Raw genomic sequence first — 19,276 nt, 5'->3', positions numbered from 1 at the left:
AAAGATAGGAAAGGTTGCTTACTCTCTTCATGTGCATCTTAGACGGCGGTAGCTTTTCTCTATTGCCTTACGATTGCGTTGTCTTTCCACACTGAAAACTTATTCACAAAAAAACCCGGGATCACCGGGTCTTTAACTTTGTTCACTGTTCTCATCCTCACTGCGCCACCAAATTCCCTTCGGCGCCAAACGCGTGGTCGATGACGATCTTCCACGTGCCGTCAGTTTGCTGCTTCATGAGTTCGATGCCTTTGGCGCTCACCTTCACGTCGCTGCCGTCGGTGATGCTCCATTCACTGCGGCCCACGGCCACGTTGCCGGCCTGCAGACAGTAGACTGTTTTGATTTCCATTTTGCCTTTGATGGACAGGATGGCCGTGATGGCACCCTCAAATTTTTCTCTGCCCGACACAGGCTTGCCGGGCTCGGGCACAATGATGCCGTCGGCGTCGTACATGTTCATGACGGTGGCCACATTGCCGGTGTTGAAGGCGGCCGCCAGCGTGGCGTGCGCGTCTTCGGGTCTTCTTGGTAAATTCATGGTGTATATTGTTTTGGTTAAAGATTTTTTTGATGTGTTCCGATGGCTTATTGAAATAGTGAGGCAAAGCTGTTCTCGCTCGCCACGGTGCGAATGGCGTCATTCGTTTTGTTGTTGACATATATGTTCACAAACGGTCCCATGCTGATGCGCTTCACACCCAGGGTTTTCAGTTCGGCAAAGTCGGGCAGATGCGGCATGCACATCACGTTGACAGGAAGTTGTGTTGCACTGGTCACGGCCCGTATGTCGTCGGATGCGGTGATGCAAGGCACGAAGATGCCGTCGATGCCTGTGCGGTCATAAAGGTGGATTCGTTCCAGCGTTTCGGGCAATGCGTTGGGCAAGCCCAGCAGAAAGCCGTCGGTACGCACGTTAACAAACAGCCTGATGTTCTTTTGTTGAAGACGGTTAACGATGGCGGAAAGCAAGTCCTGAAACTCAGCAGCAGGACGTAGCGTTCGCGACGATGCGGGAACCGTGTCTTCGATGTTGATGCCCACCACGCCCACATCGTGAAGCTGCTCGAGGTTGGCAATGATGCCGTCGATGGTGCGCGCATAGCCGCTCTCCATATCAATCGTGACGGGTATGCGCACGCGCTCCACTGTGCGCTTTGCCAGTTGCAAGAGCCATTCAAAAGGAATGTTCTCGCCATCTTCATAGCCCAATGACTTTGCTACAGCCTGGCTCGATGTGCCCACCGCCTTGTAGCCCGCAGCCTCGAACAATGTGGCGCTGTTCACGTCCCACAGGTTGCCCAGCAACAGGGGTTCTTCGCCGCGGTGAAGACTGGAGAAAATTTCATATTTACTCATATTCGTAAGAAGGGTTAGTTGCTTGCTGATCCATTGATCTGTAACAAAAGTAAAGCGAACGTGTCGCCGGCACTTGCACAAATCGGAACTGACAATTTTTTTATAAAAAAACATTAAAAAATAACTCACGCTCAGACAGACAAGTTTCAGGGATTCTTGAGTGAAAATACAGATGCAAATCCGGGAATCTTTTCACGCACCCGTAAATCGACAAAAAGAAAATGCCTTCATCAACATTGACAAAGGCATTGTATGCAGTAGATCGCCTTCGAGAAACGTCTAGGAGAAAATCGCTTGATTAACCGGGAATCTATTTTCGAGATAGGCCGACGGCGTGATGCTGGTGAACGACTTGAACTCACGGATAAAATGCGACTGATCAAAATAACCACAGTCATAAGCCACCGAGGTAAGCGGCTGGTCGTTGCGCGCAATGAGACGAAGGCTGTGTTTGAACCGGTTGATTTTTGCCAGCGCCTTGGGCGACAGTCCCGTGTGCTGGAACACCAACTTCTGAAGATAACGCGTGGTGATGCCATGTTGAGAAGCCACATCGTTGAGGTTGCCGTCGGACGCCAGCTTCTTCATGCTGGTCAGGAGGTGAGCCACTTTTTCAATGCGCAAGGCTTTGTGGTCAACAGCCACCAGTCGCTTCACCAGAAAATTCTCCAGCAACGAAATTCGCTTCGTCACCTCGTCGGTCGAAAACAATTGGTCGTGCAGCACGCGAATGGGATTGCCAAGAACATCGCCAACGTCGGTGATGCTATTATTCAACTCGCTGATTTCCACATTCAGAAAATAGGACGCCGCATGGGGAAGAAACTTCACGCCAAGCATACAATGTTTTCCCTTCGAACGAATGGGCAGCGGTTTGGTAATCTGCCCCCACAGCTCGATGGTCGGCGTCTTCACATAGTGGTCTGCACTGGCCGATTCCCATGTGCCACCGCCGAGGTTGAAAATGATTTCCATGTTGCCGCTGGGAAACACGGTGTCGTCAAACACCACATCGCGGTCGGAACGGAATTCATAAAAGCACTCCACGTAGGGCTTCAATATGTCGGATGGCGCAAAATGCTTGAATTCCATAGGATTCCGTGGTTAACGTTGGTTCGATCCCGATTCAAATTACGGGAATTTCCCCAAAAATAACGGGCTCGCTGGCGGTGAGATTGTATAAATCGGAACAGACAACCTACCTCCACGCTCCACACAAGAATTGAGTAGATTTAGGCCTTGACACGTCTTTTCTACGGAACCTACCAACACATTATATTGTTAGCCTTCGATCATGATGCAGAAGTCGTCATGTCAATTCCACCGCCTATCGCATGAAAATACTATTACGCTACCTCAAGAACTACAAAGGCCTCATTGCCGTTGCGCTTTTCCTGGCTGCTACCAGCCAGGTCTTTTCGCTACTCGACCCGCATATTACGGGAAAGATCGTCGACAACTTTATCGAGAAAAAGGATACGCTTTCGCGCGGACAATTCATTAATGGCATACTTTACCTGGTGGCCCTGGCCATTGGTGCCGCCATGGTGTCGCGCATCGCCAAAAACCTCCAGGACTATTTTACCAGCATCGTGGTGCAAAAACTCGGTGCAAAAATGTATGCCGACGGACTGAAGCACTCCCTCGAACTGCCCTATCAGACATTCGAAGACCAGCGCAGCGGCGAAACACTGGGCATCCTGCAAAAAGTAAGAACCGACTCCGAAAAATTCATTACCTCCTTCATCAGCGTGCTGTTCTCGAGCCTGGTGGCCATGATCTTTGTCATCGTCTATTCGCTCACGGTGAGCTATAAGGTGACGCTGGTCTACTTTGCATCCATTCCTGTGATTGCCCTCACCAGCTGGTTGCTCAGCCGCAAGATCAAGGTTGTGCAAAAAAGCATCGTGAAAGAAACCACAGCCCTGGCAGGATCAACAACCGAATCGCTACGCAACATCGAGCTGGTGAAAAGCCTCGGGCTGGCCAACCAGGAGATTGAACGCCTCAACAACACCACCTATAAAATTCTCGGACTCGAACTGAAGAAAGTGAAGTATGTGAGAGGCATGAGCTTCCTGCAAGGCACCACAGTGAATTTTGTGCGCAGCGTGATGGTGGTCATCCTCTTGTTGCTCATCTTCGATCAGGAGTTGTCGGCGGGAAAATATTTTACGTTTCTGTTTTATTCGTTCTTCCTCTTTGGTCCCCTGCAGGAATTGGGCAACGTGATCATCGCCTATCGCGAAGCGGAAGTGTCGCTGCTGAATTTCAATCGCATCCTCAACTTGCCCAAGGAGCCCAAACCTAAGAATCCACAGCATGTTGGACGCATCACAAACCTCAGCTTCAACAACGTGGGTTTCAAACATCAATCGGCCAGTACCAATGCGTTGAATGACATTTCGTTTGCCACCAACAACGGTCAGACCATTGCTTTCGTAGGCCCGTCGGGTTCCGGAAAAACAACGCTCGTCAAATTGCTGGTAGGACTTTATCCAGCCAAGGAAGGACAGATTTTATACAACAACATTCCCAGCACCGAAATCGACCTGGATCAACTGCGCGAAAAGATCGGCTTTGTGACACAAGACACGCAACTGTTCTCGGGCACCATCCGCGAAAACTTATTGTTTGTGCGCCCCGACGCCAGCGACGAAGATTGTTTGAACGTGTTGCAGAAAGCAGCCTGCCAGAGTTTGCTGGCCCGCGCCGACAAAGGGCTGGACACGGTGATCGGTGAAGGTGGTGTGAAAGTGTCGGGAGGAGAAAAACAACGACTGTCCATTGCCCGCGCGCTGCTTCGCCAACCCGACATTCTCGTGTTCGATGAAGCCACATCGTCGCTTGACTCGCTGACGGAAGAAGAAATTACCGACACCATTCGCGAAGTGTCGGTGTTGAAAGACCACATCACCATCCTCATTGCCCACCGGCTTTCCACCATCATGCATGCCGACAAGATCTTTGTGCTCGAGCGTGGCCACATCATCGAATCGGGAAAACACGAAGAGCTGTTGCAGGAAAAAGGATTGTACTACGCCATGTGGCGTCAGCAAATTGGTGAGAAGGTTTCGGTTGAGGCTTAGGTCTCAAATCCCTACATACCACGCCCACCCCGTGTCACCGACGTCAACAAAGGTGTCGGTGACCATGATGCGTTCAATGTATTTCATGCTCTTGTAGCCAATCTGTGTCTCCACACGCAGACGCACAGGGGCACCGTGAGGCACAGGCAGGTCGCGGCCATTCATGCCATAGGCCAGGATGGTTTGTGGGTGAAAGGCATCGAGCATGTCGATGCAGTCGACCCAACCGTCGTATGAATAAAAACTTACAAAGCGCGCGTTTTGTGAGATGCCCGCGCCCTGCAACACCGTACTCAGCGGCACACCCGTCCACTCGGCAATGGCCGTCCAGCCTTCTTCGCAGGTGTGACGTGTGATCTGTTTGCGCGCCGGAAATTTCTGAAGGGCCGCCAGCGAATACTTTCCCGGGTGCGACACCAGCCCTTCAACAGACAATCCCCAATCGGCAAAAGCATTTTTGAGATGACGGCTATAGTCTTCGTTGAATTGCGGACTCGATGTGTCGGCAGGATTGGTTGTGCCCGTGGCGGGAAACGATGAAATGTCGCCATAGCGATATTCCTTCACCAGCGACTGCCCCGGCAGCAACGTGCGTTGTGCGGCATAGGTGAACGCGTCGCCCATGCGCAGAATGTTTCCATAGGTGGGCGGCACCGGCTTGGAGCAACCGGGCAACATGAGCGCGCCCAGGGAGGTGAGTCCTGCCACGAGGGCCTTGCGCCGTGTGATGAGTGTTCTGTTTTTCATATATCACTTTCCGATAGTCATGGCACGCATGTGTTGTTTGAAACCCGACCGGATCACCATCGCCACGTGCACCAGCAGAAACAGTTCGAGAAATACAGAAGCAAAGAAGTGAATGGTGCGCGCCGACTGGGCTCCGAAAAACATTTTCAACAGAAACGGATACGCCGCCGTGATGGCCGGCGACATGGTGAGCCCCGTGAGCACAATCACCGGCATGAGCACAAAGATCACCCCGAGATAAGCCGCCTTTTGCAGCGGGTTGTAGTTTGCCTGCGCTGTGAACATGTTCATGCGCAGGTGAGCCACCACATCGCGCCAGAACAACCGCGGCGAAAATTCGCCCGACTGCGGCCAGAGCCTGTTTTTGAAATGTCCGGTGAAAAGTCCTGCTACCAAATAAACAACGCCCGTAATCACCAGAAACCACGCCGACAAAAAATGCAGGCTTCGTCCCCAGCCGTTCTGATTAAAAATGTCGTAGCTGCGGCTTGCGCTCACCGGCGATCCGGCGGTTGCAAAAAACGGCGTTTGGTTTTCCCACCCCCCGTGCTGATAGTTTCGACTCACCGGCAATTCGAACAATGCAGGCGTGAGGTCGTTGCCCACCTCCCCCCAATAGAGCCGCGGATGACACATCAGAATGACAAAGCCGGAAAAAGCCAGCAACAAAAAGCTGATGGTGATAATCCAATGTGAACTTCGCACCCAGCGGGCATGCCGGAGCGGCGGGGTTGATGTAGGTTGAGATTCCATTGGGAGAGGCAATTAATGGTTATCTCCAGAATCAGAGGTAAGGTGAATATACAAATTTTCCGGCAAAGGCCAGTGCAGCCTCCGGGGCGTTGGCCACAAAGAACATTTCGAATTCATGAAAATTCAATACCTTCATTGGCGCAATCGCATCCTGCGACGGCGCGAAAAAAATCAGACCAACACCACTATGAAAGCACGGCTTTTTATTTCCCTCTCGTTGATCTGCCACATGGCCCTGGCACAAACCCCTTCCACAGAAGTTTCCATCAAGCTTGCCACGCTGGCGGCCCCCACGGAGTTGCGCGACAAAGCGGCCGTATATGGCTACAACGCCAAGGGCGAACTGGTGCTGTTGCGAAAAGGCGAAAATGAAATGATCTGTCTTGGCGACGACCCTGCGCAAGCCGGCCTCAGTGTGTCGTGCTATCACAAAGACCTTGATCCGTTTATGGCCCGCGGCCGCGAATTGAAAAAAGAAGGAAAAACACAACCGGAAGTTTTCACCATCCGCGAACATGAAGTGAAGTCCGGCAAACTGCTCATGCCCAAATCGCCATCAACACTCTATGTATATTCTGCCAAAGACGATCAATACGACAAGACCACAGGCGAAGTGACGGAAGGCTACCTGCGCTATGTGATCTATATTCCCTATGCCACTGCCGAGTCGACAGGCCTGCCGTTGCAACCGTCTAGTCCCGGGATGCCATGGATTATGGATCCGGGCACGCATCGGGCGCATATTATGATTAATCCTGCGAAGAACTAGACTGTGAAATAAACAAAATGAAACGCCATGAAATCCTTGTTCACCTTGATTTCATTTCTTGTGACCAGTGTTGTTTATGGCCAGATCGACTCGGTTAAAGTAGATCGGATAGAGCCTAATACCCTTGTAGAAATCATTAAGAGCAAGAATTCAGACATATTCGAAAAACTATTTCATGAAGAGGGCCTAAAATTTGAACCCATTATTGAATCACGAGAGATAACGGCCGAAGTTAAATTACAAGGGAAACTAGTCTATGTTTTCGGAGTTGACCCTGACACCTACAAAATGACTGAAATAATTGACTTGCGATAACCGCCCCCTTGATGCCTGATGTTAAATTATTCCGTCGGAATTTGTTAAACCTTGAAACGTTGAAAAAGAGCCGGCCAATGTTCACAAAGTTGTAGCAACCATTGGCTCAAAGATGTTTGAGAATTTTTGATATGAAACGATATGTCCTTCCATTGCTTTTCGCCCTCGTTATTGTTGTGGCTTATCATTTCATTAGAATAAATTTGTTCCGCCTGGATCTATGTAAGAACACACGCGAAAACATATTTTATTTCCGGATTTTGCCTGAGGTCGACCCTGACATTATTCTTCTGAATACTGGAAAATTAGAATCAGCGGAAATAAAAATCGGGATTGACTCGCTTCTTAAATTCAATCCCAGGGTGATCGGTGTGAACCTCTGTCACCTCTCATCGGAAGATCAGGAAATCAGCCGACACTATAGCGACAACAAAAAGGTTGTCTTTGTCCATTGCGAGGCCGATCCTCATGGCGGAAACCTAAGTGAAATCATCGAGGACCAGAATGTGGTCACGCATTTCAACAGTGACAGAACGGACTATTTTGAGTTTCAGCTCACAGGATTTAAAGGACGCGGAAATAAGAAAGAGATCATCAACTACCGCGGTGCATCCACGCACTACATAGCAGGAGAACTATCAGACCTGTTTCCAATAAACGCAGAAAACATCAGCGAAAAAATGATTCTGCTGGGTTATATGGGAGACTACTTAACCGACTCCGTGCAATACTTTAAAAGCTGCAGAATCACACCCTTAAATCGTTACTACGGAGAAAGTAATATTCTTCCCGACATGTACGACACCGTTATCACGGCAAACATTATTTCAAGCATCAATCATCATGAATTTATAAACGAAATTGGAGAAATCGCTAGAATAGGATTGTTGCTTACATGCACCCTGATCAATGTTCTTGCCATCACTTACATCAAAACAAAATGGCCAGCCGTGAATGTTGTCATTGCCGCCATTATTTTTATTGCGATGATGGGCGCGGGGTCTTTTCTGATTGTATACTTTTTTACCAAAGGATACTATTTGAATTTAGACGAGCTCCCCATGCTCTTGCTTGTCGCAACCATATTCACCGTAGTCTTAAACATCCGGGAAAAACAAATTAAGCCAACCGAACATAATCAACTTAAAAAAAACAACCCTTGACCCTCCCCTAACCCCGTTAAAAAATCAATCATGAAGAAGATCAACACGCTCCTCGTTCTACTCTTTATCACCACCTTACATTCCGTTGCCCAGGAAAGTCAATACTTCACCATGTACTTCCAGGGCCGTTCAAAAGCAAAAACCGATTATGAACGTCGTTATGTAACGTCTGGCAATCAAGTGTCGACGGAAGACTATAAGAAAAACAAACTAACACTCTCTGGTGCCATTACCGGCACTACCGATGCAACCGAAGCTGATTTGTTTGTTTCGTACATACGATCCATGGGATATGTACAGCGTTATCGCGAATCGTTCAAAACACTGGAGGCCAAATACAGATACTATTATGAAGCGGGAGGACCAAGTCTGGAGGTGGTGTTTTTCCAAAACAAAATTCGATTCACCCAAGCCTGGTCAGTAGACGGAAAAGAACAATTGACCAACGGCACGGGCATCCGCAAATCGCAGCCCGAACCGGGCGATCCCGACAGCTACTACGAAGAGTATAAAGATTCGGTGCGTATCACCAGCTATTGCGTCCGACACACAAAGGGCGATACGCTCTATCAGCAGGTAGACACACCCGCCTCACCCAAGGAAGGAATCCAGGCATTCGGCCAACATGTAGTGAAGGTTGTAAAGTATCCCACCCTAGCTCGGTTTGTGGGGAAGGAAGGAAAAGTATTTATCTACTTTGTCGTTGACGAAAACGGAAAACTCACGGAGTTCAGTCCTAAAACCAATGAAGGCTTCGGGTTCGAAACAAAAGTTGTCCGCAAACTTGAAGAATTTCCAAACTGGAATCCCGCCGTATACAAAGGCCGACCGGTGAAGTCTGCTTTTGTGTTGCCGATCAACTATAAGTTAACGAACTAGCTGTGGCTAAGAAAATTTTGATGCTGCCAGTCTTAATCGTGCTGGCTTGTGTAATTGCCGGAGTCTACGGAATGCTGCATGATCAACTGACCTATACCATTTCTCCCGAATATTTCACACAATATAAATTTCAACAATTTCAATTGATTGGTGTAGAAACTCATTCACCTCTTCCAAATCCAAGAATTGCAGTTTCACTTGTAGGGTTATTGGCAACATGGTGGACGGGAATTCCCATTGGCTTGATTCTGGGACTTGTCGGACTTGTTCACAAGAGCCCGCGAAACATTTTCAGAGTAACCCTGAAGGCTTTTTTGATCACGATTGTAATATCCTTTCTAACAGGTCTTGTTGGTTTATCCTTTGCACATTTCTACCTCGTAAAAGAACCGATTGATTACTACGTGGCTCTTCCTCCCGATAACCCCGCAGATGTCAGAGATTTCATAAAAGTAGGCATGATGCATAATTTCAGCTATGCCGGAGGCTTCATAGGGATGCTTGTCGGCATTGCCTTTATCTTGAATCAACGGCGAAAAATGAAGAAGAAAGAGCCGGACTAACAGAAGATCGCCAACAATCCTAAAAAATCTCTTACTTTTCCGAGACTTTCAAATACAATCAACAGGTTCACATCGAATATTTAATACACGCCACAATCCAAATGAATTCCTTCTTTAACCTCACACGCCGAAACCTCATTAAAGGAACAATTCTCTGCTCGATCATTTTTTTCGTGGTGATGTTCAGCCTGATATTGGTACTGGCCATCACCAAAAACGCCTGGCACGAATTTCTGGGTGCGGATGCCCTGATAATGCTTCCGATATTTTCCATTGGTCTTTCGGTGATCCTGATGGCCATTGCCTTCTACACCGAATATGTTGAGTACGCCAATAAACAGAAAGTTTTTCAGCGCCAACCCTTTTCGCAACTTGCCTCCGTTGGGTTTGTCGGAATAAAATTACTGGACAACAGCCTCTGGAAATTACACAAGGAGGCTTACCTGGCCACGATAGACAATTACCAAATCATTGCCGATCACAACGGCACCACGAGCGTTTCGTTCACGGTGCTGCTAAACAGTGCCATCAACATGCGAATGCCCGCACCGGAGCAATATCGCGCTCTGGAAATCTCCTCAAAATCTGCCGGCCTCGTGTTGAAAGTTCCCGTCAACTCCAGTTCAACACCCGGTGTTGAAGCCTTGCATGGCATACTTCAGAACCTGGTCAAAGCCATGATCCAACATGGGCACCATCCCGCACCCAACCTGAAAGGGTATGAACGCATGCTGAAAGTGGAGTTGTTCACTAAAGGTGTGAGTGGCGGGATGAGTTAGTTGTTGGTGTAAATTCGATTGGACAGGGCATGTGCGAAAGACTACAGACAGCTGGCCACAACGTTAAAGCACCCCCTGCTAATTACAAAACCCCCTCACCCACTCCTAACAATCATTCTAAATAATCGAAATTAAAAGGACGACCGCTTTCTAAGATTTTTTCTCCACTGCAAAACCGTTGCAGTCTCTTTCGCTATTGTTAGCATACCAAATCCTAACGCAAAGACCAATGAAAAAGCAAAGCGGAAGTTATCGCTACGAAAATGTTCAGATCGGCAATTTTATACTGGCCATGGGCTACTCGCTCGCCATGCAGAAGTATTCCCTGCCCATCGCCACAACACTGCTGCCACAAATTCCAGAGAACAAGACGATAGGCGACTTGTTCGGCATTGTTGGTGGCCGCAATTTTATTATGGAATTTAAAAAAGACGAAACCTCTCTAAAAAATGAACTATCAAAGAGCGGCCGGGTAAAATTATTGAACCACTTAAAAAACGACACCACGCTGGCATTACTATCCGGCAGCGCACACTGGCTTTGCTTTCTGGACTTGACGTCTGAAAAAGTTGACTACGATATTCGACCCTACCTGACGCTGAACAGCATGTTTAACACTATCTCTCATCAAATGAATGGCTTCCTTCAGCTACTCGTGAAGGGACAGATAGGTTGCACATTACCCGATCTGGAAAAATATACGGACCTACTGAAACAGATGGTCGACGACGACCGCTATCAACCTTCCGGGATTGTGATTAACTATAGCAAAGACGGCGGAATACGATTTGTTCCTTTCGACAACGGGCTGGAATTGAGTTTACGAATTTCAACATTCAGCCCGGATCATGATTTAGGCAGGTCGCAATGGCCCGGTATGTCGTTATGAACGTAGCATGACGCTCAACACCCATGTCAAGATCAGGCCAACATGTTCGGAAGTTGGGAATCGCCGTACGAAACAAAGACAGGTTGAGGCGTCGACAGCTCATCAACCTCCCACCACAATTTCACGCTTCACCTTCATCTGATCGATAAAATCCCGATCATGCGATACCATGATCAACGTCCCGGTGTACTCTTTTAGTGCATTCGTTAAAATTTCTGTGTTTTGAATATCCAGATTGTTTGTGGGTTCATCCAGCACTATTGCGTCGGGAGCCTGGCGGCCTATCATCAGACAGCAAAGCACCAATCGCATTTTTTCTCCGCCGCTCAGGGCTTCGCAGGAGTTGTCCCAAAATTCTTTTGAAAACAAAAAACGATTGAGGCGAATCTTTACGTCATGCTCCGGCAGTTTGCCGTCGTTAAAGTGTTGCGCCTGCTCGTAGACGGTAAAATTTCGATTGATCATTGAATAGTCCTGATCGATGTAAACGGTTCTGAATGTTGCGCGTTGGATGGTGCCCATTTGCGGCACAACTTCTCCCAACATTAGTTTGATCAACGTTGTTTTGCCAGAGCCGTTGTCGCCTTTAATAACAATTCGTTCACCGCTGGCTATTGAAAAATTTAGTGGCTGTTTCCAAAGAAATGAACGGCCATAGCCAACATTGATGTCTTTTGCTTCTATTAATTTTTTTCCGCGATGAAGCGCTGCGTTGTCGAGGTCGATCTTCATGGTGTCGGTTACCGGAAGTTCTTTTCGGATCTGGCTTGCTGCCTGGGCAAGCGTGTCTATTTTTTCAGTGTGAACATCTTTGAGGCGCGATGTACTTTTTTCGGCGTTGTTCCGGAATGTGTTCATCGATATGGTGGGCAATCCGGCCTTCTCTTGTTTTTTCTTGCCGCGGGCATCGAGCTTTTGTTTTCGCTCCAGCGATTCGCGCTCCACCTCTTTTGCTTTGCGAAGGGCTTTTTCTTTGCTCTTTAGGTCTTGGACTAGCGCCTCGCCCTCCAACTTTTTTTGTTCGGCATAAAAATCATAGTTGCCGCCATACACCGCGATGCCACGTCTGCTGAGTTCATAAACAGCAGGAAGAAGATTCAGCAAAATTCGGTCGTGACTCACCACCACCAGCGTGTTGGATGTGGTGGTTATGTATTCATAGAGCAGTTTCCGCGTCGATGCATCCAGGTGGTTGCTGGGTTCGTCGAGCAACACGATGTCGGGCTGGTGAATGGCTATGCCCGCGAGAAAGACTTTTGTTTTCTGACCGCCACTAAGCGTTGCCATTTTCCGGTTCAGGTCCAGGCCTTCCAGCTTCCAGTTTGCCAGGGCTTCGCCGCATCGCTCTTCGAGAAGCCAGTCGTCGTTCAGCAGGGTCAGGTTGGTCTCTGTGGCATAGCCATCCACAATATCTTTCAAGGCCGCCAACTTCCTGTCCACATGCAAGGCCTGTGCAAGCGTGAGGTCATTAAACTGGCCAACGTGCTGAGGCACATAGTATGGTTTTGTATCGGCTGCAATTGAGCCCCGTGACGGCGACAGATCGCCAGCCATAATTTTTAAGAGCGAAGATTTTCCCGCACCATTGTTACCGACGAGTGCGATTTTCTGATGCGTGTTGATGGAGAGGCTGATGTCGTCAAACAAAACATCGCCATTGGAATGCATATAGGATAGCTTGTGAAGCGTTAGCATAACTTCTTCCGTTAAAAAGTGAAAAATGAAGATCCCCTTGCGGGCTTCCCTTTAGTACTTTGAAAAGAAGTTGTTGACTACACGGATTGGCGTTTGAGTGGGCAAATATAATAAATGTTCAATTTGGGCGCTACCTATTCTTTTGTTTTGTGGAGGAAGGAGATCAGTAGACCGTTCAATCAAAAATATTTTGTAAACCTCACCTTCACTGCAAACGGTGTTCCGGGAGTGAAATGAATTTCCGATACCGGTGCTGCTTCATTCAGCAATCGCGACTCGGTATCGAACTGGGCTTCATTCCATTTCATATTAAAAATATTTTCCGCCGACACACCAAACTCATAACCCGGGCGGGTAAAGTTCAGGATGGCATCGGCAATAAAATAGCCTGTCGCCACAACGGTGTTAGTCTCGTTCGCGGGCCTGTCGCCCAGGTAACGATAACGCAAGCTGCCGTTAAAGCCACGCGTGCGTCGAACGCTGAGGCCGCCAATGCTGGTCACCGTGGGGGCCAACGGAATGTAGTTCTCGCCTTCGGCTGCTCCTTTGGCGCGGGGATGTGTCACGTTCACGTCGGCGTCGGCAAACAGCCAGGGTGCGAGTTGGTAGCGCACAGAGAGATCAATGCCTTCGCGTTTGGTTTTGCCACTGGGTTCCACCACGGCTTCATCGCCAACATACACAAATTCCTGATCGAGGTCGAGACGCCACAGCGCGGTGTGCACCAGCAGCAAAGGCGTCACCTTGATGTCGGCACCGATATCAATGCCATAGGCACGAGGCAATGTTTCACTGGCCAACTGCTCCACCACCACATGCGCATCGTTGGAGTGGAAGCCGGTGCCGGTGCGCACAAACAAATTCACTGATTCGGTGGGTTGATAATTGAAATTCAGTTTCGGGCTCACGATGCCCTGTCCTTTGCTTTCGGGTTGTGTCACGCTGAGGCGGTCGGTGTAGGCAAAGTGAAAATAGTCAAAACGCACGGCCGCGTTCACCGAAAACTTCGGCGCAAGCCACAAGGTCTCGCTCCAATAAGCGTGCGCATTGCCTTCGCGGATGTCGCCGCGTTTCAGGTCGCTCACAAACACGCGGAGGGTGGTGTTGCTCAGCGCGATGTTGTCGATCACATCATAGCGAAAGCCGACTCCGCCTTCCGTTTGCAGACGTAGGTTGCCCAGTGTACTGGTGTGGCTGTAGCGTGTTCTGTAGCCATACACCCAACGGTGTTCCTGCTGCTGGATCTGGTCGCCCGTGTCGGGGTGATTGAGATAGAACGTGAAGTTCGAGAAGAGATTAAAGCGATACCGAAACGCATACACCTGATTCTCCAGCGTGGCACCGTTGCGCAGGGTGTGACTGGCTTTGAGGTTGACGTTGATACGCCCCGTCTCGCCGCCTTCTGTAGGATCCAGAGAACCAAACCGCGTGATGATGCCCCGGCTCACCGCGCGCTCCGGAATTTGCCCACTGGCATCCCACTGACTGTCGAACACCGAAAGGCCCAGCGAAAGTTGTGTGTCTTCGTTCAGTTGCGTATTGAATTTACCCTGCACGTTAAATCGTCTGAAGTGCTGGCTGTTCTCGAAGAAGCCGTTGGTGCGAGAAAATTCGGAGGCGATGTAGGCGCTTGACCGTTGACGGTTCAACACATTCACACCCGCCACCGCGCGGCCCGCACCAAACGAACCACCTTCGAGGCGTGCAAAGTTCCGCTCGAGTTTGTTGCGTGTCTGAAAATCGACATAGCCGCCTGTGGTGAAATCGCCTTTGTCGGCGAAGTAGGGTCCTTTGTCAAAGTCTACATGGCTCACCAGTTCAGGGATGAGAAAATGGAGATCAGCATAACCTTGTCCGTGCGCATGCGACACCATGTTCACAGGCATGCCATCCACTTCGATGTTGATATCGGTGCCGTGGTCGGCATCGAAGCCGCGAATAAAAACCTGTTCTGCCTTGCCTCCGCCGGCGTGCTGCGCTATGAACAGCCCCGGCACCATACGCAAAATATCCTGCGCCGTGTTCACGGGTCGCAAGCGAATGTCCACTTGCGACAACGTGTTCAGCGGACGTTCCACTCCGCCTGTAACGGTGATGTCGGCCAGCTGCACGCCGTTGCCCATCGCGAGGCTGACGTTGAAGCGCGTAGTTTGTTTGTCGGCAATCACCACCGAAGAACGTTGTGTTTCATAGCCGATATACGACACGCGCACAGCATGGCGTCCGGCATGTAACGGTGCGATGCTATACTGACCCAACCGATCGGTGACGGCTCCCGTTCCTGACGCTTCAATGTATACGGTAGCGCCAATCAGCGGCTCGTTTTTTTCGTCGTGCACAGAACCTTGCAGCGTGCCCTGCGCAAAAGCCATCCGGGCAAACAAACAAAGTGTTAGTTGTAGAATGATTCGTTTCATAGGGTCTGTTTTCTTTCGGACAGAAAATAACCGCCCACCAATGCCAGCTTTCATAAACCGGAAATGGCAACGGGCCGCAAAAATAATCAGATTAGTATAGGCTAAAGGTTCATTAACAAGGCGCCTTCACACATCAACTGCTTTTCAACGCCTTTTCGATTTTTTTCGCAACCACCGGTCCAAGCTCAAAAGAACTTTCTTTGGCACGATTCAGATAATCACTGCCTTTGCCATGCTGACCGTTTGCTTCGTAGATCATGCCAAGGTGATAGAGCACATCGGGCTCAAAGGTTTTGTCAACCAGAAAGTCTTCGGCCACTTGCAGGGCTTCTGCAAACTTACCGTCGTGATAATATCCCCACGCCAACAAGTCATACGACTGCGGCGTTGGACGGTTGTGAATTTCGCGCTGTGCGAGCGCAATGGTCTTCGCCGGGTTTGAAAATTCTTCTACTTCAACCAGCGCCAGATATTTATTATACATGTCGCCATAACGCGGGCTGGTGGCCAGCGAATAGAATACGCGGAGTTCCTTCATCTTCTCTTCCATGTTGTTTTCGGCATCGGCGATTTTCGCAAGCAACAAATGCATGTCGGGCGTGGCACGTTTGCTGTTTATATAGAGTGCAATGGAGCGCGCTTCGGCATAGCGATGATCGTGCGAAAAAGCAATCCAGGCAATTCCTTTCAACGCATAGTCGTAGTCGGGATTTGTTTCCAGAATGGCGAGGTTGAGCCGGTAGGCTTCCTCAACACGTCCGGCATGACCATACATGTCGGCCAGATTGGATTGTGTCCACAACAAAAGCGACGCATTATCTTTGGCTTTCACCAACGCCGTTTCCATGAGCACGATGGCCGAGTCGAGATCGCCTTCATGATCTTTGATCTTGGCTTTCCGAACGATGTAGGGGAAAAGATTTCGCGTAGCAATTTTATTCAGTGCACGCTGGGCACCATCATAGTCGCCCAGTTCCAGGTTCACATCCACCAGCATAAACAGCGACGCCGCCTTTCCTTCACCAATGGCCAGCGCTTTCTGGATTTGTTGATACGCTTCGCCAAACTGATGTTGTGTGATGGCATTGGCCGCGAGGGCCCGGTGTACCGAAGCATTTTCATTTCCCGACGAAGCCAGCACAGATTGGTACAGACTATCAGAAACAAAAACATCCTCAATGTCACCCGTCAACATAAAACGCGACGACAACAGTCCGGCCAACCGAAGCCTGCACGTTTCGCTGTCGGGCGTGCGTTGTTGTTTGTTTTTCCAGAAGGTTATCTCCTCGTTGCATTGTTGCAGCGAAGCATCGGCGCGAGGCGCCAGATAGGGTGCGTAGTCGGCCCGGTGGGTAATATCTTGCTCACGCTTCTCCGAGCAACTCAAAAGCAACAGCGCGGGAAAGGCAAGCGACAGCACGTATACGGTTTTATTTTTCATGGGGTGTTGTTTGAAATAAAAAACAAACCCGGAGCGATTCACTCCGGGTCTTGTTCATATCAATGTGGTGAAGCCAGATACGGAAATGTAGTCAGGAACGCCTTGTCGTTTGCATCCACGTGATCGTCGGTGAGCGTGGGGTTCATCGTTGCATCGGGTCCGCCGAAGAGCAGGATCAGTTCCACGGTGATCACGTCGTCGTTAAGCTTGCGGCCCGTCAGCACATTCGTGCCATCATAGAAGGTGGTAGCACCCGTGAGCGCAACGCTCAGCACATCGGTAGCCAACACGCCGGTGAAGTCGGTGGCATTGAGACCCAACAGGTTTGTTGTGTAGCCGGCATTAAGCGCCAGCAGTTTGTCTTTGAACTTGGTGGCAAACGCCGCGCCTTGCGCCGACGGGATGGTGCCATTGAAGGAGTCTTTGTCAGCGGCACTCACAAACACGGTGTTGATTGCGGGGCGTGCCATCTGATCTTCCTGCACGTAAGTCACGGGCGTGGGAGTGGCATCGTCGTCGTTATTGCAGGCGGCAAGCACAAGCAGTGCACCAAGCGCCAGAAGGTTATTATATTTCAGTTTCATTGTCTTAAGGAGATTGAGTGGAGATTTAGTTTTTACGATTCGAAGTAGCCCAGGCATTCACCGTGCCAGTGCCCAGCAACGACTTTGGCAATTCGATCACAACCGCCATCACGTTGGTGCCAGCAAAAGTGTCGGTGCCGGGGTTGCTGAATCCGGTGGCTGTTCCGGCAATCACTTTCTTGTACTGATCGAGATCGAAGAAGAACGGATCGTCGCGCGGGCCGGCAAAAATTTTCACACCATTGGCTTCACCCGTCATAGGTGAACCGGCATAGGTGCTCACGGTGGCCTCCGCTTTGTTGGCCGTCGCAACCAATGTGCTGTTCAATCCTTTCTGGATCGGGGCCACAGGACCATACACCTGCACTTTGCCATCCTCGAAAGTCACCTGCAACACAAGGTCTTCCTGGTTGTCTTTGGTCGACGAGTTGTCGATGTTCACTTCCAGCATCACATCCGAATCGAACGACTTGGCGGCCGTAGCCGTCGGCGCCAGCAAGCCCTGCGTGTTCACCACAAACACCAGGTTGCTGCTGTTTGAGGGACTTTCAAAAGCATAGAAGTCCGTAATGTCAGACGCCTTGCCCGTCACCGCCGGCGCATCGATGTGATCGGCCGCGATGAGATAGGTTGCCGACGAGATGACTCCGGCAACAAGCAGCACGGCAAGGCTCCTTCGAACGTTGATTTTTTTTGTTTTCATAATTGGGTTGTTAATTGATTTCATAACCACCTACGATAAACAACCCACGATTGGATTTTTGAATCCAAAAATAAATCTGACACGAACACATCCAAGCTTCCCGTTACTATTGACAGCACGACTTGAAGTGGGGAAGAATATCTACGAAAAAAAAATGCCAAGTCATGTCAGAACAATATGCTGCCTAATGTGTTAGGCACCGGCCAAGGCCTTATGAAGGTGACGTGAAAACAAGTGGAAAGTGGCCGACCGATATAAACGCGCGCTCCCATCACCAGATCGCCGGAAACCAGAAATCATGAATGGTCTTAGACGTAGTGAAACCAGATGGCGGACTTTAGTTATAGAGTGGAACAAGGGTTGAGTCACGATCATGGACCACATGCACAGTACGAGCCTGTACTACAGATTTACTTTTCCTACAGGTCATTGAACACGCCCTCGAATTCGACCGGATATACGATTTCATATTGCCAATCGTCGCTTGAAATCAAAACCCGTTTCGCAATCAAAACATGATCAAGCAAATCTTCATCCTTCAGAATTTTCATAGCCATCTGGTTCGCGTTGTCCCAATTGTCAACTTCAAACAACATGTTCGCGCCAGCGCCCATATCGCCGCCAACCCATTCGCCTGCGCCCGCACTCAGCAAGGCGTTGTCAATTTTACTTTCTACGCGATGCCTGAGGTTCATAAAACCCAGCACGTCAAGCGTGCTCATGACAGAATCGGGTATAACCTGAATGAACATCAGATCCCTCCCCTCGGCCAGCTTTGGAGCCCATCCTTCGGCGCTGATTGCTGCCATCAGTGAATCGGCCACACCCAGTGCCTTCTCAAATTCCGAAACCGCCTTGAATTTCTGTTGCGATATCACTAAATGACCATGAAATATTTTCCCTTCTTGCACCAACAATAGCAACTCCTTCACAGCAAGTCGCTTAAAGTGAATGGTGTCGCCTTGTTTTTTATAGCCTGTTGAAAGCACTCGATTGTTGCCCGACATTCCCGTCAATCTTTTCTCCTGTGGCCGGTAAGTGCATGAGAGAAGAAGCAGGGTAACAACTACCACACAGCATTGAATAAAGGCTCTATGACAACCGGAATGGCTGAACGCCTCGAAGAATTTA

18 protein-coding genes are annotated in these 19,276 nt (G+C 49.5%); 7 read left to right on the top strand and 11 right to left on the bottom strand.

Annotated features, from left to right (window positions below; translation table 11 throughout):
* Window positions 1-157: 157 nt before the first annotated feature.
* The 3 genes from JI741_RS06010 to JI741_RS06000 form a co-directional block, all read right to left on the bottom strand.
* Window positions 158-541, bottom strand: a complete 384-nt coding sequence (locus JI741_RS06010) for a YybH family protein (protein WP_202008147.1) — start codon at window positions 539-541, stop codon at window positions 158-160.
* Window positions 542-588: 47 nt separating this feature from the next.
* The gene (locus JI741_RS06005) at window positions 589-1,359 is read right to left on the bottom strand and encodes an isocitrate lyase/PEP mutase family protein (RefSeq protein WP_202008146.1); all 771 of its coding nucleotides are present in this window, start codon (window positions 1,357-1,359) and stop codon (window positions 589-591) included.
* Window positions 1,360-1,638: 279 nt separating this feature from the next.
* Entirely contained in the window at window positions 1,639-2,451 is an 813-nt protein-coding gene (locus tag JI741_RS06000; protein ID WP_202008145.1) for a helix-turn-helix transcriptional regulator, read from the bottom strand.
* A gap of 242 nt (window positions 2,452-2,693) precedes the next feature.
* Between JI741_RS06000 and JI741_RS05995 the strand changes: the two genes are divergently transcribed.
* Window positions 2,694-4,448 carry an ABC transporter ATP-binding protein gene (locus JI741_RS05995; RefSeq protein ID WP_202008144.1) on the top strand — a complete coding sequence of 585 codons (1,755 nt, stop codon included), beginning with the start codon at window positions 2,694-2,696 and terminating at the stop codon, window positions 4,446-4,448.
* Window positions 4,449-4,451: 3 nt separating this feature from the next.
* On the opposite strand, the gene JI741_RS05990 is transcribed toward JI741_RS05995, so the two are convergent.
* On the bottom strand, window positions 4,452-5,195 hold the full coding sequence (locus JI741_RS05990; RefSeq protein WP_202008143.1) for a molybdopterin-dependent oxidoreductase: 744 nt from the start codon (window positions 5,193-5,195) through the stop codon (window positions 4,452-4,454).
* 3 nt (window positions 5,196-5,198) lie between these two features.
* Window positions 5,199-5,948, bottom strand: a complete 750-nt coding sequence (locus JI741_RS05985; RefSeq protein WP_202008142.1) for a cytochrome b/b6 domain-containing protein — start codon at window positions 5,946-5,948, stop codon at window positions 5,199-5,201.
* A gap of 187 nt (window positions 5,949-6,135) precedes the next feature.
* Here JI741_RS05985 and JI741_RS05980 point away from each other — a divergent pair, with 187 nt between their 5' ends.
* The 6 genes from JI741_RS05980 (at window position 6,136) to JI741_RS05955 (ending at window position 11,305) form a co-directional block, all read left to right on the top strand.
* Entirely contained in the window at window positions 6,136-6,717 is a 582-nt protein-coding gene (locus JI741_RS05980) for a hypothetical protein (protein ID WP_202008735.1), read from the top strand.
* A 446-nt stretch (window positions 6,718-7,163) separates the two neighbouring features.
* A complete protein-coding gene (locus tag JI741_RS05975) occupies window positions 7,164-8,195 on the top strand; it encodes a hypothetical protein (protein ID WP_202008141.1) in 1,032 nt (343 codons plus the stop codon).
* Between the two features lie 30 nt (window positions 8,196-8,225).
* Entirely contained in the window at window positions 8,226-9,074 is an 849-nt protein-coding gene (locus JI741_RS05970; RefSeq protein ID WP_202008140.1) for an energy transducer TonB, read from the top strand.
* Window positions 9,075-9,076: 2 nt separating this feature from the next.
* Complete coding sequence (locus JI741_RS05965) at window positions 9,077-9,637, top strand: hypothetical protein (RefSeq protein ID WP_202008139.1); 561 nt, start codon at window positions 9,077-9,079, stop codon at window positions 9,635-9,637.
* Between the two features lie 101 nt (window positions 9,638-9,738).
* Window positions 9,739-10,416, top strand: coding sequence for a DUF485 domain-containing protein (locus JI741_RS05960; protein ID WP_202008138.1), 678 nt, complete (start codon window positions 9,739-9,741; stop codon window positions 10,414-10,416).
* A 229-nt stretch (window positions 10,417-10,645) separates the two neighbouring features.
* Complete coding sequence (locus JI741_RS05955) at window positions 10,646-11,305, top strand: hypothetical protein (RefSeq protein ID WP_202008137.1); 660 nt, start codon at window positions 10,646-10,648, stop codon at window positions 11,303-11,305.
* 102 nt (window positions 11,306-11,407) lie between these two features.
* Here JI741_RS05955 and JI741_RS05950 read toward each other — a convergent pair whose 3' ends face one another.
* The 6 genes from JI741_RS05950 to JI741_RS05925 form a co-directional block, all read right to left on the bottom strand.
* On the bottom strand, window positions 11,408-13,000 hold the full coding sequence (locus tag JI741_RS05950) for an ABC-F family ATP-binding cassette domain-containing protein (protein WP_202008136.1): 1,593 nt from the start codon (window positions 12,998-13,000) through the stop codon (window positions 11,408-11,410).
* A 179-nt stretch (window positions 13,001-13,179) separates the two neighbouring features.
* On the bottom strand, window positions 13,180-15,417 hold the full coding sequence (locus JI741_RS05945; RefSeq protein WP_202008135.1) for a TonB-dependent receptor: 2,238 nt from the start codon (window positions 15,415-15,417) through the stop codon (window positions 13,180-13,182).
* 133 nt (window positions 15,418-15,550) lie between these two features.
* Window positions 15,551-16,858 (bottom strand): tetratricopeptide repeat protein, encoded by a 1,308-nt coding sequence (locus JI741_RS05940; RefSeq protein WP_202008134.1) that lies wholly within the window; start codon window positions 16,856-16,858, stop codon window positions 15,551-15,553.
* 59 nt (window positions 16,859-16,917) lie between these two features.
* A complete protein-coding gene (locus tag JI741_RS32755) occupies window positions 16,918-17,442 on the bottom strand; it encodes a DUF4331 family protein (RefSeq protein WP_202008133.1) in 525 nt (174 codons plus the stop codon).
* Window positions 17,443-17,467: 25 nt separating this feature from the next.
* Window positions 17,468-18,145, bottom strand: a complete 678-nt coding sequence (locus JI741_RS32750) for a DUF4331 family protein (protein ID WP_202008132.1) — start codon at window positions 18,143-18,145, stop codon at window positions 17,468-17,470.
* 419 nt (window positions 18,146-18,564) lie between these two features.
* Window positions 18,565-19,152, bottom strand: coding sequence for a hypothetical protein (locus JI741_RS05925; RefSeq protein WP_202008131.1), 588 nt, complete (start codon window positions 19,150-19,152; stop codon window positions 18,565-18,567).
* Window positions 19,153-19,276: the final 124 nt, after the last annotated feature.

The organism is Chryseolinea lacunae, from assembly GCF_016735595.1.
GTDB classification, from domain to species: domain Bacteria; phylum Bacteroidota; class Bacteroidia; order Cytophagales; family Cyclobacteriaceae; genus Chryseolinea; species Chryseolinea lacunae.
This window is presented reverse-complemented; position numbering and strand designations above follow the sequence as displayed.